Below are 21,045 nucleotides of genomic sequence, written 5' to 3' on the forward strand. Positions count from 1 at the left end.
ACCGCCCAGCGTAGAAAACTGCTAGTCGGAGATCTCCGCGTCGGCGATACCCGCATCTTCAGGTACCTCGGACATGTCGTCCTGGAAGGGGAGGCTGACAACCAGGGTGGCCCCGCCGCCGTCGGTCTCTTCGACCCTGACGGTACCGCCGTGGGACCCCACAATTGCAGCGACAATCGCGAGACCGAGCCCGCTGCCGCCTGTCTCCCGCGTGCGTGAAGTATCCGCCCTGTAGAAGCGCTCGAAGATCCGGGGCAATTCCTCGGCCGGAATGCCGCTGCCGTGGTCCCGCACCTCGAGAACGGATAACGGACCGCCGGGCGTGTTCCGCACCCCCACGGCGAGCTCGATCGGCGTTCCTTCGGGGGTGTATCGCAGGGCGTTGCCCACCAGGTTTCCGAGCACCTGACGAAGCTTGGCCTCGTCACCCTGGACGGGGGCAGGCGCTGCCGCTCCGCCGTCGAGCCCCGTGAGCGAAATCTTCCGCTCGCCGGACGTCGCGAATGAGTCCACGACGGCGTCGTTCGCCAGCAGGTGCAGGTCCACCGGCTTGAGCTGCAACGGCCGTTGTTCGTCCAGGCGGGCAAGCAGGAGCAGGTCTTCCACCATGGATCCCATCCGCTTGGCTTCGCTCTCGATCCTGCCCATGGCGGTGCCCACATCCTCCGGCGTGGCAAGGGCGCCGTGGCGGTAGAGCTCGGAGAAACCGCGAATAGTGACCAAGGGGGTCCGCAGTTCGTGGGAGGCGTCGGCGGCGAATCGCCGCATTCTCGCCTCGGAAGCTGCCCGGGCCGCGAAGGACGACTCGATGTGGGCGAGCATCGCGTTGAGGGAAGCACCCAAGCGACCGACTTCGGTGACCGGGTTTTCGACCTCCACGCGGCGTGAGAGATCACCGGCGGCGATAGCGGCTGCAGTCTTTTCAACGCGTGAGAGGGGACGGAAGGAACGTGCAACAGTCCAGGTGGCGATGAAGAACGCGAGCACCAGGGTCAAGAGTCCGACGCCGACCACTACGAGCGTGGCGTGTTCCATGACTTTATCCACGGGGGACAGGGGCAGCCCGACGATCACTACTGCGTTTTGCCCGGTCCGGTTGTCCACGACGTTGACCGCCACCACACGCCAATCGCCGCCGGCGGTGCCGTTCACCTGGAAGGGTGCGTAATTGCGGTTCTTGGCTTCACCCGGGCTGATGGTGGCGATGCTCGGCCGATCCGTCTTGCTGCCGCCGAACGGATACGGCGGCTGGCCCTGGACGTAGAGCGTCAGCGAATAGTCCGTGGGCACGGCAGGGCCCGCCTCAGACAGATTGGCGAAAGATTGCTGTTGCTGGGCGATCTGGACGGCAGCCTTGAGTTTGTCATCCACTTGCCCTTGGAGGTAGCTCTTGACGAGCGTCAGCGTCCCGGCGCCCGTGGCGGCCAAGGCAAGGAGCAGCAGCCCCATGATGATGGCGACCAGCTGCGACCTGAGGGAGGCCGACTTCCAACGGTTGAACAAGGTCAGCGCTTCTCGGCCGTCCGCAGTACGTAACCGACGCCGCGCTTGGTCTGGATCAAGGCAGTGGCATCCGGGTCAATGTCCACTTTGCGCCTGAGATAGGAGATGTAGGATTCCACGATCGAGGCGTCGCCGTTGAAGTCGTATTCCCAGACATGGTCCAGGATCTGCGCCTTGGAAAGCACCCGGTTGGGGTTCAGCATGAGGTAGCGCAGCAGCTTGAACTCGGTGGGCGAGAGCTCGATGATGGTGCCGCCGCGGCGGACCTCGTGCGCGTCGTCGTCGAGCTCAAGGTCATCAACGCGGATGACGGCGTCGTCGTCTTCCATCGGCTGCGTGCGGCGAAGCACGGCGCGGATCCTGGCCACCACTTCATCCAGGCTGAAGGGCTTGGTCACGTAGTCGTCGCCGCCCACGGTCAGGCCCGTGACCTTGTCTTCCGTGTCGTCCTTGGCAGTCAGGAACAGGACAGGGAAGTGCTTTCCGGCGGCACGGAGCCTGCGGGTGACAGTGAACCCGTCCATATCGGGGAGCATGACGTCCAGGACAGCGAGGTCCGGGGCATGAAGTTCGGCGGCAGCGAGCGCTTCGCGGCCGTTCGACGCCGCAACGACCTCGAAGCCAGCAAAACGCAGCGAGGTGGAGAGCAGCTCACGGATGTTGGGTTCGTCGTCGACGACGAGGAGCTTGGCTTCGGGGCCGTTCTTTTTCATACCATTCATGATGCTCCCAGTTTCTGGGAGTTGACTGGATGCTTGTTGTGAGAATTATCGTGGTGTCTTGGTTGTGGGCCCGGGCTAAGTGCCGAGAGCGAGCCCGACGCCGAGTCCCACCATGGTGACGGCAATCCCGCCGTCGAGGATCCGCCAGGACGCCGGCCGCGCAAAGAATCCACGCAGCAGTTTCGCGCCGAACCCGAGTGAACAGAACCACAGAACGCTGCCCAGCATGGCTCCGCCGCCGAACCACCACTGCAGCCCGGGCCCTTGCGCGTTCGCCACGGATCCCAGGAGCAAGACAGTGTCCAGGTAGACATGGGGGTTGAGCCATGTCAGTGCCGTGACGGTTGCCAGCGCTGCCGCCAGTCCGCTTCGACCGGTACCCGAAGGCCCGGGCTCCGCGGACACGAGGGCTTGCGGCTTGAGGATCCGCCGTGCCGCCATCACGCCGTACGTCACCAGGAATGCCGCGCCGACATAGCGGAGAACGACGACGGCGGCAGGCGCCGCGGTGAGCAGGGCGCCTGTGCCGAGTACCCCGGCCGCGATGAGCGCGGCGTCCGAGATGGCGCACACTGCAACGATTGCGCCGATATGTTCGCCGCGGATTCCTTGCCGCAGGACGAAAGCATTTTGGGCGCCAATGGCAACAATGAGGGCCAGGCCTGTGCCGAGGCCCAAGCCGGCAGCGTGGAAGACGTCGTGGGAGTTCATTCTTCGAGGCTAAGTTTCACCATCAACATTAGTCCAGCTAAATATTCTTAGGCATCGTAAGATCATCTTATGTCAAGATTCTCTTCCGAACAGTTGCACACCTTCGCCGCCGTGCTCACGGAAGGCACCCTCGACGCCGCCGCCCGGTCACTGAACATCACGCCGTCGGCGGTCTCCCAGCGTCTCAAGGCGCTTGAACAAGCGTCCGGAAGGGTATTGCTGCAGCGCAGCAATCCAGTCCAGGCCACGGAGTCGGGACATGTGGTGCTCAGATTGGCGCAGCAGCTCGCCCAGTTGGAGGCCGACGCCGAGCTCGAACTGGGCCTGCCGGGCGAGTCGCCGATGGTTTCGGTCCCGATAGTGGTCAACGCGGATTCCTTGTCCGTCTGGTTCCTCAGGGCACTCACAAAGGTCCCTGCGGAGCTGAACGCCGTCTTCGATCTTCACCGGGACGACGAGCAGTATTCCACGTCCATGCTGCGCGCCGGAACGGTGATGGCCGCCGTGACAGCGACTCCCGAGCCGGTACAGGGCTGCCGGGTGGAGCCGCTGGGGAGCATGCGATACCGTGCTGTCACTACGCCGGAATTCAGGGCGCGGTGGCTTCCCGACGGGGTCGATGTCGCCGCGCTGGGCGCAGCTCCGGCCGTGGACTTCGACCGCAAGGACGAGTACCAACATCGTTTCCTGGAACTCCTCGGCGGGGCTGGGCGTGGGATGGAGCCGGCAGGCCCGCGCCACTATGTTCCGTCCAGCCAGGAGTTTGCCGAGGCCATTCGCTTGGGGCTCGGGTGGGGACTGCTGCCTGAACCTCAATGCGGCCGGGAGATAGCCGACGGAGACTTGGTGGAACTCGCGCCCGAGCAGCCCTTGGATGTGCCCTTGTACTGGCAACGGTGGCGGACACCGTCGCGGATCCTGGACGCCGTGACTGAGGCGGTCCGGAGCACCGCTGCGGAAGTGCTGCGCAGGGCCTGACAAGCGGGCCAAAAGCCAACACGCCGCGGGCACAGTCCTAAATTGTCGGAGCCCCGTTTCACACTTGAGCCATGGAAAACAAACAAGATTCACGCGTTGAAATTCAAAACGTCGAATTCCATGTCAGCTACCTGGACACGCACTCTGAACGCATCGAGCTCGAGGCGTTCAGCGACCGCTCCGCCGCTGAACGCTTTGCCGATGCGCAGCTCAAAGACGAGGACTCCTGGGCTGTGGTCGACGCCGTCGTGCTGCAAGCAGCGGAGCACCAGGAGCGCACGCAACAGCTGGTTGCCTAGCCCTTAAATTGACCAGCCCCTACGCGGCGGGTACGTCCTTGGCGTCCATGATCCGGTAGGCGTAGCCCTGTTCGGCGAGGAACCGTTGCCGTTTGGCGGCGAAGTCCTGGTCGAGGGTGTCCCTGGCCACCAAGGAATAGAAGCGTGCCGCACGGCCGTCCTGCTTGGGGCGAAGCAAGCGCCCCAATCGTTGAGCCTCTTCCTGGCGGGAACCGAAAGATCCCGATACCTGGATCGCCACGGAAGCCTCGGGCAGGTCGATCGAGAAGTTGGCCACTTTGGACACCACGAGGGTCTTGATGTCACCGGCGCGGAAGGCATCGAACAGCTTCTGCCGCACCTTGACTGTTGTATCGCCCTTGATCACGGGAGCGTCCAAACGCTCGCCGATCTCATCCAACTGGTCGATGTATTGGCCGATCACCAGCAGCGGCTCGCCCTGGTGCAAGGCGACGAGCTGCTCCACCAAGTGGGTCTTGGTCTCCGACGTCGCGCAGAGCCGGTACTTGTCCGCATCCTCCGCCATCGCGTAGGCCACGCGCTCGTCCCGGGGCAGGTCTACCCGCACTTCCACGCAGTCCGCCGGCGCAATGTAGCCCTGGGCTTCGATGTCTTTCCACGGTGCGTCGTAGCGCTTGGGGCCGATCAAACTGAAGACCTCACCCTCGCGACCATCCTCACGCACAAGGGTCGCAGTGAGCCCGAGACGCCTCCGGGCCTGCAGGTCCGCCGTCATCCGGAAGATCGGAGCCGGCAGAAGATGGACCTCGTCGTAGATGATGAGTCCCCAGTCGTGCCCGTCCACGAGTTCCAAGTGCGGGTAAAGGCCTCCGCGTTTCGTGGTCAGGACCTGGTAGGTGGCGATCGTGACGGGTCGGACTTCCTTGACCGCGCCCGAATACTCGCCGATCTCCTGCTCCGTCAGTGACGTCCGTTTGAGGAGCTCGTCCTTCCATTGCCGGGCCGCGACAGTGTTGGTGACCAGGATCAGCGTGGTGGTGGAGCTGGTAGCCATGGCTGCGGCCCCCACCAAGGTCTTGCCCGCACCGCAGGGCAGCACGACGACGCCGCTGCCGCCCGCCCAGAAGTTCTCCGTGGCGAGCTTCTGGTATGGCCGCAGGTGCCAACCGTCCTCGTTCAGGGCGATCAGGTGCGGAGTGCCGTCTACGTAGCCTGCGAGGTCCTCGGCCGGCCATCCGAGCTTGAGCAGCAATTGCTTGAGCTGTCCCCGCTGGGAGGAATGCACCACCACGGTTTCGCCGTCGATCCTCGGCCCCAGCAAGGGTGCGATTTTCTTGGCCCGGATGACTTCCTCGAGGACGGGGTAGTCGGTGGTGCGCATGACCAGTCCGTGCTGCGGATCCTTTTCGAGGCGCAAGCGGCCGTAGCGGGACATCGTCTCTTCGATGTCGATCAGCAAAGAGTGCGGCACCGGGAAGCGGGAGTAGCGCAGGAGCGTGTCGAGGACTTTTTCGGCGTCCAGTCCTGCGGCGCGCGCATTCCAGAGGCCCAGAGGGGTGAGCCGGTAGCTGTGGACGTGTTCGGGGGCACGCTCCAGCTCGGCGAACGCCGCAATCGCATGCCGTGCCTCGGTAGCGAGCTCGTGGTCGACTTCCAGCAGGATGGTTTTGTCGCTCTGTACGATCAGCGGACCGTCGCTCACTATTGCTTCCTCACTTGTGCGGATCGCCCGCGGGCTCCACATCGATGATGCGGTGGATGGACAAGACTCTTTCGGTATCCCTGGCGGCGTCGAACACCCTGACGCGTCCTCCCGACACTGATACCGGAACGACGGTTTCGGTATTGGAATTCCCCAAGCCGTCCACCACGTTCATGGTGACCGCTTGCTTCAGTCGGATGGCCCTCTGCAGGGTTTCGAGTCCTAGTTGCGTTGCCGCCTCGCCGGTCGATTCGCCATGGACCGCGCGATGGTGCCTCAGCACCGCGAGCTGGGCGTCGACGTCGTCGTCCGGCGGTGCAATGCGGGGCGCAGTGTAAACGGGGCGGACGCCCCCGGCCACGGCCGTCGTCCTCTTGTAGCGCACGACGGCGGTCTCCGCCTCCTGCACGGCAGGCGAGAGTCCCAGCTCGCGCAGCACCCTCGCGGTCTCCCGGGGGCTCGCGGCGGAGGTCAGTACTGTGGGGGCGATCCGGACAAGTCCCAGGCTCGCGGCTCCCGGCTCCCGAACGAGCTCGGCGATGGCGGCCTCGTCGTCGCTTTGGATGAAACTGGGGCTGCTGGCGACACGCAGCCGGCCGTGCCTGGAGGCGATGTCCTTGATCAAGTAGCGGAGCGGTTGGGGAACATCGGTGGCGGAGTGGGTGTGCAGGAACGCGAGGATGGTTTCCGCATCCTGGCCGGCGTCCAACGCGCGGCGGATCGAATCTCCGGAGAAGCGGAAGATCGTGGCCGGGCCCTGGCCTTCGGCGTCGGCGATCAAGAGCAGTTTTTCGCTCAGTTCAGGTGCCAGGTACCCCGGGGCGACGGCGGTCAGGTCGGCTTGGAGCAGGACATGATTGACGGCCGCGGGCAGGTGTTCGCCGAGGATACTGAGGGCCAGCTCGGGCTGTTCGGTGGCGATCGCCGAACCAAGCTGGGTCAGGGCGCCGGAGCCCATGAGCCCGAGGAGTTCGGCTTCGTGCAGGATTCCGCGGACAAGGGAGCTGAACCGTCGAGACATCCGGGGCTGGGCCCATTCCGCGCGTTCCATGACGGCTTCGGCGTTGAGCACGGGAGCCTTGCCGTCCGGTGCTTCTACTTCGAGGGTGAGCTCTTCGAGGATCTCCAGGATCCGTTTGCGGACCAGCGGGGCGTCAGGGCGTTGGGCCTCGGCGGAAAGGGCGTTGATTGAACTTGCCGGAGAGCCGGATCGGGGTGCCGTGGTGGCAGGCCCGGGGAGGGTTTGTCCCACGAGGGAAGGAGCGCGCTCGCTCGCGAGCCAGGCGTTGACGAGCCAGAGCCACTGTTCCTGGCGGGGGAGCGTGAGCCATTCCACCGATGGCGGTTGCACCCAGGTGGAACTGTCTACATCGAGCCGCAACAATCCTGACAAGGCACTGAGCTCGAGGATCAGGGCGGTCTCGGACAACCCCAGGCGAAGGCTATCGGCCAGGCGTTTGAGTTCACGCACGCCCACCCCTCCACTGCGCAGGGTAACCACCGGCTGCTCGCGGACCGCGTACAGGAGGTCGCCCACCAGCCGAAGCGCTTCGGCGATGGCACCCATGGCGGCATTCCGGCGCAAAGCTGCACTCGTCTGGCCCAGTTCAGGAACGGGAGGCTTCAAGGTGAAGTGGTCCACGATCGCGCCGCCGCGCAGGGATAGGCCGACGCTGTGTGGGAGCTCAACGTGGCCGGCGTCCAGGGGGACGAGCAAACCTCGGGCCAAGAGCCAGTCCACGGGACCGACGTCGCGGCCTTCATGGAGCACGGAAGCCTTGCGCTGGGCCTGGGGAACGGCGCCCATGGCCCAGTTGCCGAACTTGTTCAAAAGCGGACGCGTCCGTACAGGTGCCTCGGACAGGATGTGCTGAAGGTTCTCCGGCGTCGATGTCCAACGTTGCAGCGCCAGCGCCGCCTCCATGGGCGTCGTCGCGGCCAGGATATTGGCTCCGCTTTGGTGGAGTTCGGCAACGAGGTGCACCACGCGCTGGGCGAAGGCCGGTTGCAGCCGCACCAACTCGGTGTAGCTGCGGCCCAAACCGGCCGGGTAGATGCCGATGACGTCCTTGAGGCTGCCCACCGGCAAGTAGAAACGCTGCCGGCCTGGATTGTGCACCGTAGCCGGCGGATCGGCCCGGTGGATGAGGGCCAGTTCCTGGAGTTTGTTCAGGATCGGCTCGAGCGCGGCAAGGGTGGCGCCGTTGATGCACTTCTTCAGTCCCGTCGCGGAGACGCTGTGGCCAGTGTCGGTGTTGGTGCACAGGTGGAGCGTCTCGAGTACTTGCATCTCCGGTTTGTTGAGCCGTTCCAGGGCGCGCTGCACGCTGACCCGGGCACTTGCCCGCGCCGCGAGTGCAGCGAAGTCCGGGACCACGGGGGAGATGAGGTCCGGCCGCGCGGCAAACAGGGCCCGCAGCGAATCATCGCTGCGCGCTTCCAGTTCCTTGCTGAGCGCGCGAATGAGGGACATCAGTTCAACGTTACAGCCAGCCGGGTCCGCCGTCGGGCTTTCCGGCTGCTCATTGACGACGCCGTGCCCAGACAGAGTCAACCACCAACGCGGCCATCAAAATGAAGGCGAGCGGCAGCCCGTAGAGAGCGGTGGACGTGACCCAGACCGGTGCCACTCCGTCGGCGAAAGCGACCGCCATGACGGCGACGACGGCCGCCAGGGAAAGGACTGCGACGACTGCGGCAACGATGGTGAGCGGGCGGCGGAAGTCGTGGGGAATCATGGAAGCAACGCTAACAGTCCCGGGCCGCATCCCCTGTTCCGGGCCAGGGTGCAGTTCGGTTGCGGACAAAAGGCGGCAGGACCTGCCTGCGGGGGTCTCAAAGCGCGAATCCGCTGCCGGGCAGGATAACCTTGAAGCAACAGACCAACACGGTCAAGGCAGTTACCCCTATTCCCGCAGTACCCTGCGGATGCGGTGGCGGGCGCCGGCCGTGTCTCGCAAGTAAGAACGAAGAAGGTTGATTACGTGCCCACCGGCAAGGTCAAGTGGTATGACAAGGAAAAAGGCTTCGGATTCCTCGCAGCAGAGGACGGCCAGGAAGTATTTCTGCCCAAATCCGCACTGCCCGAAGGTGTAGCGGATCTCAAGGCGGGCACCCGGGTTGAGTTCGGCGTCGCCGACGGTCGCCGGGGCGCCCAGGCGCTGGGACTCCGCGTGCTGGATAAGTTGCCATCCATCGCCAAAGCCAAGCGTATGAACGCCCGCGAGCTCGCTCCGGTAGTCCAGGACCTCGTCTCTGTCCTGGACAACCTCTCCGGCACGTTGTCCGCCGGTAAGTACCCTGAAGGCGCCAAGGGCAAGGCCATCGCCGCAGCCCTGCGCAAGGTTGCCGACGAGCTGGAAGCCTAAACCTGCCATGACATCAACGGCGAAACCCCGCACCGGCCTTCCTGTGTGGCGCGTCGGCAAGCCGGACGCTTTCCTTGCGGCCGCCGTCGACGTCGCCCGTAACGCCGTCGAGACCATTGCAAAACCGGCCGAAATCGGACCCCACATCGCCGCGCGCTCCGAGGGCGAACGCGTGGTCACGCACCTGTTCGAATCGCGGCTGGCCGGCTACGGCGGTTGGCAGTGGTACGCCGTCGTGACCCGCAACTCGCGCTCCAAAGTGGTCACGGTCAGCGAGCTTGGCCTGCTGCCTTCGGAGGACTCCATCCTCGCTCCCGAATGGGTGCCTTGGGCAAAGCGCGTCCGTCCCGAGGACGAGGCTACCGAGGCCGAAGAATTGGCGGACGAGGCTGGCGTTCCCGTTGACGCGGACGACGACGGCGGCCCCTCCGACGAGGACGTCGCCACCTCCGGTGACGAACAAGAGAACGACGACGCCGACGACATCGAGGCTGACTAGCCCTTGGCGGACCCGGCGAGTGAATTCCCCGAAGGTGGAAACTGATGTCCACCTTCAAATCGCTCGGTGTCCTTAACTACCGCATTTGGTTCATCGGTGCGCTTATTTCCAATATCGGCACGTGGATGCAACGGACGGCCCAGGATTGGCTGGTTTTCGCCCATCTGAGCAACCACGATGCCGGCGCGATGGGCGTGACCTTGGCCCTTCAACTGGGTCCGCAGCTTTTCCTGGCCCCGTGGGCCGGACTGCTTGCCGACCGCTACAGCCGGCGCAGGCTCCTGGTCATGACCCAATCGGCCATGGCGGTCCTGAGCACTGGCCTGGGACTCCTGGTCCTGAGCGGTGCAGCGCAGTTGTGGCATGTCTATGTGTTCGCGTTGTTGCTTGGCGTCGTCTCGGCACTTGACGCCCCGGTGCGCCAGACCTTCGTGTCGGAGCTGGTCAAGGACGACTATCTTTCCAACGCCGTCGCTTTGAACAGCGCGTCCTTCAACGTTGCCCGCATGATCGGTCCCGCCGTGGCCGGCGTGTTGACGGTCGCGGTGGGGCCGGGCTGGGTATTCATGATCAATACCCTGACCTTCCTTGCCATGCTTGGCGCGATCCGGGCCATTCCCCTTTCCTCCTTGCGTGTCCAACCCCGCGCCGCCGCGGGCAAGGGCCGCATCCGTGAAGGGCTTCGCTATGTCCGCAATCGCCCGGACATTGTGGTTGTCCTGGTCGCGATTTTCATCATGGGCACGTTCGGCCTGAACTTCGTCCTCTTCATCGCGGCCATGGTCGGCACGGAGTTCGGTATGGACGCGGGGGCATTCGGGCTGCTCAACTCGGTCATGGCGATCGGCTCCGTCGCAGGAGCACTGCTTTCCGCCCGGCGAGGGCGGCCACGCATGCGGCTCATCTTCGCGGCGGCGGGCGGGTTCGGCCTCGCGAGCGGACTGGCCGCCCTGGCTCCGAACTACGCCATGTTTGCCTTGGCGCTGATTCCCTGTGGACTGTTTGCCCTGACCATGATCACGAGCGCCAACGGCTACGTGCAGTCCACCACGGAACCCGTCATGCGAGGCAGGGTCATGGCACTTTACATGGCCATCTTTATGGGTGGAACGCCCATCGGCGCACCGTTCGTCGGCTGGGTGTCCAACGTGGCCGGACCCAGATGGGCTGTGGGCGTGGCCGCCGTCGCGGGCGCCAGCACCGCCGTCGTCGGCATCGTGTGGATCATCCGCGCCCGCCAGCTGCGGCTCCGTTTCGATAGCAGCGCTCGCGGCATCCGGTTCTTCCGTATTGAGTCCCAAGGCGCCAGTGGCGCTGTTAATGAGGCTAGCGCTGTTAAAGAGGCTAGCGCTGTTAAAGAGGCTAGCGCCGCCCGGGATCCTCTCCCGGACGACGCCGACCAGTCCTGACCGCGGGAACGCGGTAGGCCCTTACTTCTTCAGTTCGCCCACCACGAAGTCGATGCTGGCGAGCAATGCAGAGACGTCGTCCGGCTCGATGGCAACGAAGGTAGCGATGCGCAGCTGGTTGCGGCCCAGCTTGCGGTACGGCTCGGTGTCCACAATCCCGTTGGCGCGCAGCACCTTGGCGATGGCCGCGGCATCGATCGAGTCGTCGAAATCGATCGTGGCAATGACATTGGAGCGGTCCTCGGCCTTCGCGACGAACGGGGTGGCGTACTCGGAAGCCTCCGCCCAGTCGTAGATCCGGCCTGCGGAGTCCGCGGTGCGTCCGGAAGCGAAGTCCAGGCCGCCATTCTTGTTGAGCCACTGGACCTGGGCATCCAACGTCACCAAGGTGGACAGGGACGGGGTGTTGTAGGTCTGGTTGAGCTTCGAGTTGTCGATAGCCGTCTGCAGATCGAGGAAATCGGGGATCCAACGGCCGCTTGCCTTGATGCGGGCCGCGCGCTCCAGGGCGGCGGGGGAAAAGAGTCCCAGCCACAGGCCGCCGTCGGAGGCAAAGTTCTTTTGCGGGGCGAAGTAGTAGACGTCAGCTTCGGCAACATCAACATCCAGGCCGCCGGCTGCGGACGTCGCATCCACCAGGACCAAGGCGCCGTCGTCACTGCCCTGAACGCGCTTGACCGGAGCGGCCACGCCCGTCGAAGTTTCGTTCTGCGGCCATGCGTATACATCCACGCCAGCTTCGGCCTGGGAAATCGGCCGGGTGCCAGGCTCGGACTTGATAATGGACGAAGCTTCAAGGAAAGGTGCCTTGTTGGTTGCCGAAGCGAACTTGGAACCGAACTCACCGAAGGAGAGGTGCTGGGCCTTCTTCTCGACCAGGCCGAAGCTGGCGACGTCCCAGAACGCGGTGGAGCCTCCGACGCCGAGGATCACCTCGTAGCCCTCGGGTACACGGAAGAACTGGCTCAGTCCCTCGCGGACGGAGCCCACCAGGTTCTTGACCGGTGCCTGGCGGTGGGAGGTGCCGAGGATCGTTGTCGAGGCGGCGGAGAGCGCCTCGATCTGCTCCGGGCGGACCTTGGAGGGCCCGGCGCCGAAGCGGCCGTCCTTGGGCAGCAAATCGGCGGGGATAGTGATGCTGTTGTCGCTCACGGGATGCTCCAATGGTGAAGTAGCGGCCTAGATGGGTCGTGGCAGGTGGCAAGCTGCCCCTTCGACTCCCCAATTCTGCCTGACGCCGCAGGCGGGGGCAGAACCGAAGCTGTCATAGTCCGCCACGTGGAAAGCACTTGTTCGGCTGGCGCTGGACAAGCGCCGGAATTATCCGGAGTAATTCCAAATAAGCTAAGCTTGGAGCTGGCGAAAATACGCAAGATACTGCGCTCGAGGAGCTGAGCTGGATGACGGATCTGATCGATACCACTGAGATGTATCTTCGGACCATTTTGGAGCTTGAAGAAGAGAACATCGTGGCTCTTCGCGCACGCATCGCCGAGCGCTTGCGGCACTCCGGCCCCACCGTTTCCCAGACGATCGGGCGGATGGAGCGCGACGGCCTGGTGATTGTGTCCAATGACCGGCACCTTGAGCTGACTGAAACGGGCCGGAAACGCGCCACCGAGGTCATGCGCAAGCACCGGCTCGCCGAACGGCTCCTGGCAGATGTGATTGGACTGGACTGGGCCTACGTCCACGATGAAGCGTGCCGCTGGGAGCATGTCATGAGTGAGCGCGTGGAACGGCGGCTCTATGAACTGCTGGACCACCCCACGGAATCGCCCTATGGCAACCCCATTCCCGGACTCGAAGCGCTGGGTGGAGTCGCCTCCCACGCCTTTACGGATGGCGTGGTCAACCTTCTTGAAGCGATGAACGAATACTCACCTGAAAACAGGGTCACCGTCAGCCGGCTGGCTGAACCGATCCAGGTGGAGCCTGAACTTCTGGTGCAGCTGGACGAGGGCGGAATCCGCCCCGGCGCCAGGGTTTCCCTGGAACGTGTGGGGGAGTACATCTCCGTTCGCGTGCCCAATATCGACGGCGCGCTGGAGCTGCCGCCCGAGGTTGCGTCGCACGTGTTTGTCACGGTCGCCTAGCCGGCCCGCCGATGCGGTCGGCAAAGATAACGAAATTATTACCGCGGGGGCTTAATCCCCTATAGTTAAATACTGGCGCCGATACCAAAGCGTTACCTGATCCGAAGCCGAGTTCTGCCAGCGGATCAGGTGGATTAGTCCATTCACTGGCAGAAACGGAGGAACCACCATCGGCTGTCGAAAGACGGCCTTGGGGTGAAGTCCGTAGCGGAAGTGCAAACGGCGCAAGGCCCCTCCGGGTACCTTGCGTTTCGTGCCCTTCGCGCGGACCGGGTCCACGATCTCTCTGGCCCGAATCCGACAGCTAACTTCGCAGGCTTGCCAGAGAGGAAAACCTTGACCACGCAGAACACCAGGGGCCGCAGGCGCGCGTCCGGTCCTACTGCTGTGCTGCGGAGCACAACCGCCGTCGAGCACGACCGGCCCCGCGATCCCCATCGCGAACTTCGCCGCCGCAAGGGTCCCTTGCGGCAGATGGCCGAGTTCGCCGCCGCAAGCGGAGCAGGACAGAAGGCCGGAGTGGCCCTTGCCGCTACGGGCCTCATCCTGACGGTCGCCTTGCCGGGCGCCGGCGCTATGACGGCCACGCCCGAGTCAAACCAAACCGCCTTGGCAGTGGGCAGCCAGCCTGAGATTCCGGCCGCGGCGAGCGCCACGATCGACTTCAGCCGTGCTGCGGTTTCCACCACTGCAGATCCGGACACCAAGCTTAAGCAGCTCTTGAGTGCGCAGTCCGTCGGTAGCATCAAGACGTCGTCCTCCAAGGGCACCCTGGGGGCGCCGCTGGACACCCTGACAACGGCCTCGCCTTTCGGCTACCGCGTGAATCCCATCACGGGCGGCTTGGGAGAGTTTCACCGAGGTCAGGACTTCGTGGCCCAGTGCGGCACCCAGGTCCATGCTGCCGCGGCCGGTAAGGTCACTTTCGCTGGCTGGCATCCGTATGGCGGCGGAAACCGCATTGTGGTGGACCACGGCAACGGCCTGGAAACCACGTACAACCATTTGTCGTCGTTCAACGTCCAGGTGGGCCAAACGGTCAGCCGCGGCGATGTCATTGCTTTGAGCGGCACCACGGGCGCCTCCACGGGCTGCCACCTCCACTTTGAAGTCATGGTCAACGGCGACGTCGTTGACCCCTTGGGCTGGCTGTAGCCAATCCGATGGAAGCCTCTCGCATGCTTGTCACGCTCCGTGATCTGAATGTGACATTCAGCCAAAACTCATGTACCGTCTAAGACGCATCAACTTTTAGAGAGTTGATGCACTCGAGTGGATTGCCTAGCTCTGCCACTGCTCGAGGTTCCGTTCGCAAAACATCGTCTGGCAGAGGCGGGGGACCCACTTTTGGTCATCTTCACGGATGGCCTTGGGGTTAAGTCGCACAACTTCCGAGAGGGAGAAGTGTGGCCGGATGACTCCCATCCGAATCCGACAGCTTACCTCGCGGGCATAGGGAGAGGCCTCTTAACGTGTCTTCACGCTCTACTGTTGCGCGCCACCGTGCCGCGGTCACCAAGACCAACTCGCTTGCCGTTATCGCTAAGACTGTCGGCAGCAACGCCGGTGGCGTAGGCCGTCAGGCAGCGGTTATCGCAGCTGCTTCCGGTCTGGTGCTTACTAGCGGTATCGCAGCCAACGCTGCAGAAACCAACGTCCCCCGCGAGTCCACTTCGACCTCCGCCCTGGAAGTCCAGTCCATCGCCCAAGCCAGCATTTCGGCCGACTCCTCCGTCGCCATCAAGTACGAGCGCCCGGCGGTCTCCACCGAAGCTGCTCCGGTTGTCGCAGCTCCGGTTGCCACGCAGGAAGCTGCTCCGGCCACGCAGGCTGCGACGGGTGCCGCTACCGGCGCCTCGACGCTCTCTGTCACCGCTGCTGTTTCACCCGCCACGAAGGTTGCCAGCGGCAAGGGCGCAGCGATTGCTGCCGCAGCTTACGCTCAGCTTGGCGTTGCCCAGGACTGCACCGCCCTGGCTTCGAACTCCCTGGCCGCTGTTGGGATCAACTTCCACGGCTGGCCGGCAGACTACCTCTCCCTTGGCCGTACGGTCAGCGCTGCTGAAGCGCAGCCGGGAGACTTGGTCTACTACCAGAACGGTGGCATGGGCATGGCCCACATCGCCGTTTACGTCGGCAACGGCATGGCAGTCCACGGCGGCTGGAACGGTGGCACCACCGCCCTTTACAGCGTCAACGTTGGCTCCGGCCCGGTCTTCATCCGCGTTGGTGGCTAAATAGCTCCGGCTACATAGCTTCACTGGAACATCCCCGCTGGTCAGCCGGCGGGGATGTTCTGTTTTAACCAGCATGCGCTAAATCACTGCTCCAGGCAGTCTCAAAGGGACGATTCGAGGAGCAGCCCTTCGGTGCTAGGAAAGGTTCCGGCTACGTGTCCGGCACATGAACTTTGACCGACACTGCGCTGGAACTCCCGCAAGGATTCGTTGATCTGGCCTCCGGGTGTTTACTCTTAGGTTGTCGATCCACAGCCCGTACATGCAGAGGGCAGCCGGCCCTCGCGCCCCTGACGGGTGCGGCCGTGAAGAGGTACGTGCATGCGCACACTCGTTCTGAATGCTGGATATGAACCGCTGGCGGTAGTGACCTTCCGCCGGGCGCTGGTCCTTGTGCTCACCGGAAAAGCGAGCGTAGTGGCCGAAGGCGACGAGCCTGTCGTCGGGCCACAGGAGATTCTCGGACGTCCCTCCGTGATTCTGCTCAATCGCTACATCCGGCCGAGGTACAACACCATGACGGCGGTTACACGCCGCGGCGTCTTGCGCCGCGACGGTCACCGTTGCGCCTATTGCGGGAAAGCAGCGCACACCATTGACCACGTCCACCCCAAATCCAGGGGCGGCGCGGATTCCTGGGAAAACCTGGTGGCAGCGTGCTTGCGCTGCAACAACGCCAAGAGTGACCACACCCCAGCCGAGATGGGCTGGAAACTGAGGTTCACTCCGGCGGCGCCCACCGGGACTATCTGGCAGATCAAGGAGCTTGAGAAACCTGCGCCGGCATGGGATCCCTTCCTCCTGCCCGAATCGGCGGCCTAACCGGAAATTGAGCCTGCTTCCCGGGTAATCTGGGCGGGTGGACTTTGATGCGGTGATATTGGCGGGTGGCAAGTCCTCCCGCCTCGGCGGCGTGCCCAAAGCCCAGTTGAAGTACGACGGCGCCACCCTCCTTCAGCGTGCCGTCGCGGCTTCGCGCGGCGCCGGGAGGGTCGTCGTCGTCGGGCCGGATCCCGGCACTTTGCCGGACGGCACATTGACCGCACGGGAGGACCCGCCCTACGCCGGACCAGCAGCGGCGATCGCAGCCGGACTCCTCGCCCTGGGGCAAGACAGAGAAGTTCAAGACGGCGAAGGGCAAGATCGCGAAGCGCAAGAAGGCGTGGTCCCGTCCCCGGAGCACGCGCCTTGGGTCCTCGTCCTTGCCTGCGATATGCCCCTGGCCGCCGCCGCCGTTCCGGTCCTGCTCCAGGAACTTGCGGGCCACGAAGAAACGGAAGGGGCCATGTCCATTTCCGCCGATGGCCGGAAACAGCCGCTGCTCGGGATCTACCAGGTGTCCGCTCTACAACGGGAAGTGCAGGCTGCGGCAGAACAAGGCGGCCTGGCCAACGCCGCGGTTTTCCGACTGCTTGCTAGGCTTGATCTGCTGGCCGTGCCTGTCCCCACAGGGTCCACCGATGACGTGGATACCTGGGACGATGCCGCGGCGCTTGGAGTGGACGGCGACCTGCCGTGACAACAGCTGTACCGGACAGTGGAGGCGGATCGTGAAGAGCCAGGAAGAAACGCTCGAGGAATGGTGCAGGAGCCTGCTGCAAGCATATGAGCTGGAAGACGTCGAGATCGACATCAACGAGATCCTATCCCTGGCAGGCGTTGCAGCCCATTCAGTGGTCCGGCCGGCGGCTCCCTTGACCACCTTCATTGCGGGCTTCGCCGCCGGACTTGCTGCGGGTTCGGGACAAGCCACTGAAGCTGCGTCGATGGATGCCGCCATGGGCCTGGCACGCACGCTCGCGAAGGACTATACGAACCCCGGAACCGACGCCGGATGACGGAAGCCCCCGGGCATGTCCCGCATGCCGACCACTTGTGGGCCGAGGCGCGGCAACTTGCCTTCGATAGCGCCACGCCCATTCCCGCCGCACCCGTTGCCCTTAAGGACGCCATCGGCAGGACCCTGGCCGCGGATGTCCACGCCCTGCAGGACTTGCCGCACTATGCGTCCTCTGCGATGGATGGCTGGGCGGTCAACGGCAGCGGCCCATGGATCCTCGCCGAACCCGGCCAGCGGCTGGCACCGCACCAAGCGAGTCCTATCGCCACCGGTGGCCTGATCCCGCCGGGGGCCAAGGCCGTGCTGCGGAGCGAGAGCGGGGTCCTGGCCGCGGACGAAGATGGCTTGCCGCTGCTCGCGCTCGGCGGGAACGCGAAGCCGGGCGAACCGCGCAACGGTCAACACATCCGCAACGCGGGAGAAGAAGCTGCGGCGGGCGAGCTGCTGATCAAATCGGGCGTCGTGCTGAACCCGGCCCATCTCGCCCTGGCTGCCTTGGCCGGGCGCGATGAACTCGACGTGCTGGGCAAGCCCCTCGTGAAAATGCTCCTGACCGGTTCCGAAGTGGTGACCGCGGGTGTCCCGGTCCCCGGGCGGGTGAGGGATACCTTCGGTCCCCAGCTTGGCGCCGTCGTCGAGCTCCTTGGCGGGATCCGCGGCGAGCAAATCAAGGTGGGCGACTCCTATGAAGAATGGCTCTCGGGCCTTGAAGAAGGCGAGCTGTCGCCGGACGCGCCACCCGCCGACGTCGTCATCACCACCGGTGGAACCGGCCGCTCGGGGACCGACCACTTCCGGCGGGCCATTGCGGATCTCGGCGGACGCTTGCTGATTGACGGAATTGCGATGCGTCCGGGACATCCTGGCGTGCTGGCCGAACTGCCCGACGGGCGCTTCGTGCTGGGTCTCCCCGGCAATCCGCTCGCGGCCATGATGGTCCTCTTCACGATCGGTGCACCGCTTCTCGCGGGGCTGGGGCACAGGGCGCTGCCCGAGGTCGGCGAGGTTCCTTGCGGTGCTATGCTCGACGCCGATCCCGGACGCACGCGCTTGCTTCCCTTCAGGTTCGTGTACGGCCTGGCGTCGCCGGCCCAGCATGCGGGGCCCGGGATGATGCGCGGCCTCGCCAGTGCGGACGGAGTCATGGTGGTGCCGCCGCACGGCGTGCAACTGGGCGAGGCAGTGCCCGCTTTTCCGTTGCCGTGGGGCCAGCCGCTTCCCCTGCCGAAGTCCTCGGAAGACAAGGCCAAGAAGACTCCTGCCAAGCCGGCCCGCAAGGTTTCGTCCGGGCCGGTCGACTGGAGCGCCCTGACAGGCTGAGAGTTTCCGCTGCCGAATGGACGCGGGTGGATTAGAGAGTCAGGCCTTGCAATGATGGGGGCATGAACAGGCATGCACCCGAGCAGGACATCAACGAAGATGACCTCCAGATCCACCCACCAAAGCGCTCCGCTGCGGGCGTCAAGGCAGTCACCGTGGCATTGGAACGCGGTTGGGCCCAAGCGGGCGTCAGCCGGACCGTCAAGTCAATGCTCCGCGTCAACCAACGGGACGGTTTCGACTGTCCCGGCTGCGCCTGGCCGGAGTCCATCACCGGCAAACGCAGTCCGGCCGAGTTCTGCGAAAACGGTGCCAAGGCAATCGCCGAGGAGAGCACCACTCGCGTGGTCGATGCGGAGTTCTGGGCACGGCACTCCCTGGCCGAACTTGAGGACAAGACCGAATACTGGCTCGGCAGCCAAGGCCGCATTGCCGAGCCGGTCGTCATCCGCCCTGGCGACACACACTATTCGCCGATCAGCTGGACAGATGCTTTCGCCTTGATCGGCGAGCACGTGAATGCCACGACGCCGGACCGCTGTGTTTTCTACACCTCGGGGCGCACGGCCAACGAGACCGCGTTCATGTACCAGCTGTTTGCCCGCAGCCTGGGCACCAACAACCTGCCCGACTGCTCGAACATGTGCCACGAGTCCTCTGGGAGCGCCCTCAACCCGACCATCGGGATCGGCAAGGGCACAGTCTCGCTGGAAGACATCCACGAAGCGCAACTGGTGCTCGTCGTGGGCCAGAACCCGGGCACGAACCATCCGCGCATGCTCTCCGCCTTGCGTGATTGCAAGAACAACGGCGGCAAGGTCGTCGCCGTCAATCCTCTGCCGGAAGCCGGGCTCTTGAACTTCAAGGATCCCCAGTCGCTCAACGGCGTGGTGGGTGGTGGCACGGACATCGCCGATGAATTCCTGCAGATCAAGGTGGGCGGCGACCTTGCCTTGTTCCAGGCGCTGGGCCACCTCCTGCTGGAGGAGGAGAAGCGGCAGCCGGGAACAGTGGTTGATCGCGCCTTCATCGAGGCGCAGACCGACGGCTTCGAGGCCTACGCCGAGGCCCGGGCGGCGCTGGATTGGGTCGAGACGGAACGCGCCACGGGCTTGAGCCGCATTGAAATCACCAAGGTGGCCGGCATGCTGGCCGCTTCGAAGGGCACCATCATTTGCTGGGCGCTGGGCCTGACCCAGCAGCCCCACTCCGTGGATACCTTGCGGGAAATCATCAACCTGCTGCTCTTGCAGGGAAACTTCGGCAAGCGTGGCGCCGGCGCCTGTCCCGTCCGCGGCCACTCCAACGTGCAGGGCGACCGCACCATGGGCATCTGGGAGAAGCCTTCCGAGGGCTTCCTGGCAGCCTTGGACAAAGAGTTTGGATTCACGACGCCCCGGGCGCACGGGTACGACTCCGTGGAAACCCAACACGCCTTGGAGAAGGGTGAGGTGGACGTGTTCGTTTCCATGGGCGGCAACTTCGCCGCGGCAGGCTCGGACACCGTCGCGCTGGAGGAAGGGCTCAAGAGGGCCCGGTTGACGGTGCACATTTCCACCAAGCCCAACCGTGCCCACGTGGTGCACGGCAAGACCTCCCTGATCCTGCCTACCCTGGGCCGAACGGACACGGACGACAAACACCCGGGCGGACGGCAGATCCTCTCCGTGGAAGACTCCATGTCCGTCATCCACTCCACCCAAGGCCGCTTGACTCCGATCTCGGAGCATTTGCTCAGCGAACCTGTCATCGTCGCACGCATGGCACAGGCGGTCCTCGGGGACAACCACCCTGTGGATTGGCGTGCCATGGCCGAGGACTACGACGTCATCCGGGACCACATCTCCAGGGTGATCCCCGGTTTCGAGGACTTCAACGCAAGGGTGCGGACCAAGAACGGCTTCGTCCTGCCCAATCCACCACGCGACACCCGCACGTTCGCCACGGACATCGGGAAGGCACGATTCACCGTGAGCCCGCTGGAGTACCTTGAAGCCCCGGCCGGCCACCTGATCCTCCAGACGGTCCGCAGCCACGACCAGTACAACACCACGTTCTACGGCTTGGACGACCGCTACCGGGGCATTTCCGAAGGCCGCCGGGTCATCCTGGTCCACGAGGACGATCTCAGCGAACTCGGCTTCGAGGACAGGGACATGGTGGACGTCATCTCCACTTTCGGTGGAACGGAACGCCGGGCGGACAAGTTCCGGCTGGTTGCCTACCCCACGGCCAAGGGTTGCGCAGCCGCGTACTTCCCGGAGGCCAACGCCCTGGTCCACCGGGAACTCGTTGCCCGCGAATCCAACACGCCCGGCTACAAGGCCATGACGGTGCGGTTCGTCAAGCACGGTGAAGCTGCCGAACACAAGGAAGCTGCCGGGACGGTGGGTATCTGAG

20 protein-coding genes and 2 riboswitches are annotated in these 21,045 nt (G+C 64.5%); of the genes, 13 read left to right on the forward strand and 7 right to left on the reverse strand.

Going from position 1 to position 21,045, the window contains the following annotated elements; all coding sequences use genetic code 11:
* Positions 1–21 precede the first annotated feature (21 nt).
* The 3 genes from AB4074_RS12945 to AB4074_RS12955 form a co-directional block, all read right to left on the reverse strand.
* Entirely contained in the window at positions 22–1,503 is a 1,482-nt protein-coding gene (locus AB4074_RS12945; RefSeq protein WP_441413734.1) for a sensor histidine kinase, read from the reverse strand.
* 2 nt (positions 1,504–1,505) lie between these two features.
* Entirely contained in the window at positions 1,506–2,216 is a 711-nt protein-coding gene (locus AB4074_RS12950) for a response regulator transcription factor (RefSeq protein ID WP_234751552.1), read from the reverse strand.
* Positions 2,217–2,300: 84 nt separating this feature from the next.
* The gene (locus AB4074_RS12955) at positions 2,301–2,936 is read right to left on the reverse strand and encodes a LysE/ArgO family amino acid transporter (RefSeq protein WP_441413735.1); all 636 of its coding nucleotides are present in this window, start codon (positions 2,934–2,936) and stop codon (positions 2,301–2,303) included.
* 69 nt (positions 2,937–3,005) lie between these two features.
* Here AB4074_RS12955 and AB4074_RS12960 point away from each other — a divergent pair, with 69 nt between their 5' ends.
* A complete protein-coding gene (locus AB4074_RS12960) occupies positions 3,006–3,914 on the forward strand; it encodes a LysR family transcriptional regulator ArgP (RefSeq protein WP_441413736.1) in 909 nt (302 codons plus the stop codon).
* A gap of 71 nt (positions 3,915–3,985) precedes the next feature.
* A complete protein-coding gene (locus tag AB4074_RS12965; protein ID WP_441413737.1) occupies positions 3,986–4,213 on the forward strand; it encodes a hypothetical protein in 228 nt (75 codons plus the stop codon).
* A 19-nt stretch (positions 4,214–4,232) separates the two neighbouring features.
* Here AB4074_RS12965 and AB4074_RS12970 read toward each other — a convergent pair whose 3' ends face one another.
* Genes AB4074_RS12970 through AB4074_RS12980 form a run of 3 tightly spaced genes read right to left on the reverse strand, consistent with a single transcriptional unit; the run spans position 4,233 to position 8,614 of the window.
* Positions 4,233–5,876, reverse strand: coding sequence for a DNA repair helicase XPB (locus AB4074_RS12970; protein ID WP_441413738.1), 1,644 nt, complete (start codon positions 5,874–5,876; stop codon positions 4,233–4,235).
* 10 nt (positions 5,877–5,886) lie between these two features.
* Entirely contained in the window at positions 5,887–8,349 is a 2,463-nt protein-coding gene (locus AB4074_RS12975; RefSeq protein ID WP_441413739.1) for a helicase-associated domain-containing protein, read from the reverse strand.
* A 49-nt stretch (positions 8,350–8,398) separates the two neighbouring features.
* Positions 8,399–8,614, reverse strand: a complete 216-nt coding sequence (locus tag AB4074_RS12980; RefSeq protein WP_441413740.1) for a hypothetical protein — start codon at positions 8,612–8,614, stop codon at positions 8,399–8,401.
* Positions 8,615–8,860: 246 nt separating this feature from the next.
* Between AB4074_RS12980 and AB4074_RS12985 the strand changes: the two genes are divergently transcribed.
* Genes AB4074_RS12985 through AB4074_RS12995 form a run of 3 tightly spaced genes read left to right on the forward strand, consistent with a single transcriptional unit; the run spans position 8,861 to position 11,152 of the window.
* Positions 8,861–9,244: a cold-shock protein gene (locus tag AB4074_RS12985; RefSeq protein ID WP_059388199.1), complete on the forward strand. Its 384-nt coding sequence runs from the start codon at positions 8,861–8,863 to the stop codon at positions 9,242–9,244.
* 7 nt (positions 9,245–9,251) lie between these two features.
* Positions 9,252–9,743, forward strand: a complete 492-nt coding sequence (locus AB4074_RS12990; RefSeq protein ID WP_441413741.1) for a DUF3027 domain-containing protein — start codon at positions 9,252–9,254, stop codon at positions 9,741–9,743.
* A 44-nt stretch (positions 9,744–9,787) separates the two neighbouring features.
* Positions 9,788–11,152, forward strand: a complete 1,365-nt coding sequence (locus AB4074_RS12995; protein WP_441413742.1) for an MFS transporter — start codon at positions 9,788–9,790, stop codon at positions 11,150–11,152.
* 21 nt (positions 11,153–11,173) lie between these two features.
* On the opposite strand, the gene serC is transcribed toward AB4074_RS12995, so the two are convergent.
* Entirely contained in the window at positions 11,174–12,304 is a 1,131-nt protein-coding gene (serC, locus tag AB4074_RS13000; RefSeq protein ID WP_441413743.1) for a phosphoserine transaminase, read from the reverse strand.
* 248 nt (positions 12,305–12,552) lie between these two features.
* Between serC and AB4074_RS13005 the strand changes: the two genes are divergently transcribed.
* From AB4074_RS13005 to AB4074_RS13040, 8 genes are all read left to right on the forward strand, one after another.
* Positions 12,553–13,248, forward strand: a complete 696-nt coding sequence (locus AB4074_RS13005; protein WP_441413744.1) for a metal-dependent transcriptional regulator — start codon at positions 12,553–12,555, stop codon at positions 13,246–13,248.
* 126 nt (positions 13,249–13,374) lie between these two features.
* Positions 13,375–13,582, forward strand: a riboswitch (cyclic di-AMP (ydaO/yuaA leader).
* Positions 13,583–13,584: 2 nt separating this feature from the next.
* Positions 13,585–14,403 (forward strand): M23 family metallopeptidase, encoded by an 819-nt coding sequence (locus AB4074_RS13010; RefSeq protein WP_441413745.1) that lies wholly within the window; start codon positions 13,585–13,587, stop codon positions 14,401–14,403.
* Between the two features lie 145 nt (positions 14,404–14,548).
* A riboswitch (cyclic di-AMP (ydaO/yuaA leader) is annotated at positions 14,549–14,715 on the forward strand.
* Positions 14,716–14,720: 5 nt separating this feature from the next.
* Positions 14,721–15,485 carry an NlpC/P60 family protein gene (locus AB4074_RS13015; protein WP_441413746.1) on the forward strand — a complete coding sequence of 255 codons (765 nt, stop codon included), beginning with the start codon at positions 14,721–14,723 and terminating at the stop codon, positions 15,483–15,485.
* 321 nt (positions 15,486–15,806) lie between these two features.
* Positions 15,807–16,307, forward strand: a complete 501-nt coding sequence (locus AB4074_RS13020) for an HNH endonuclease (RefSeq protein ID WP_441413747.1) — start codon at positions 15,807–15,809, stop codon at positions 16,305–16,307.
* 37 nt (positions 16,308–16,344) lie between these two features.
* Positions 16,345–17,004, forward strand: a complete 660-nt coding sequence (gene mobA, locus AB4074_RS13025) for a molybdenum cofactor guanylyltransferase (RefSeq protein ID WP_441413748.1) — start codon at positions 16,345–16,347, stop codon at positions 17,002–17,004.
* 31 nt (positions 17,005–17,035) lie between these two features.
* A complete protein-coding gene (locus tag AB4074_RS13030) occupies positions 17,036–17,323 on the forward strand; it encodes a DUF6457 domain-containing protein (RefSeq protein WP_234751566.1) in 288 nt (95 codons plus the stop codon).
* Positions 17,320–18,645, forward strand: a complete 1,326-nt coding sequence (locus tag AB4074_RS13035) for a molybdopterin molybdotransferase MoeA (RefSeq protein WP_441413749.1) — start codon at positions 17,320–17,322, stop codon at positions 18,643–18,645. Before AB4074_RS13030 ends, AB4074_RS13035 begins: the two co-directional genes overlap by 4 nt.
* Positions 18,646–18,707: 62 nt before the next feature.
* Positions 18,708–21,044, forward strand: coding sequence for an FdhF/YdeP family oxidoreductase (locus AB4074_RS13040; protein WP_441413750.1), 2,337 nt, complete (start codon positions 18,708–18,710; stop codon positions 21,042–21,044).
* The last annotated feature ends 1 nt before the right edge of the window (position 21,045 follow it).

Origin of the sequence: Arthrobacter sp. 2MCAF14 (assembly GCF_052115645.1) — a bacterium.
Classification (GTDB): Bacteria; Actinomycetota; Actinomycetes; order Actinomycetales; family Micrococcaceae; genus Arthrobacter.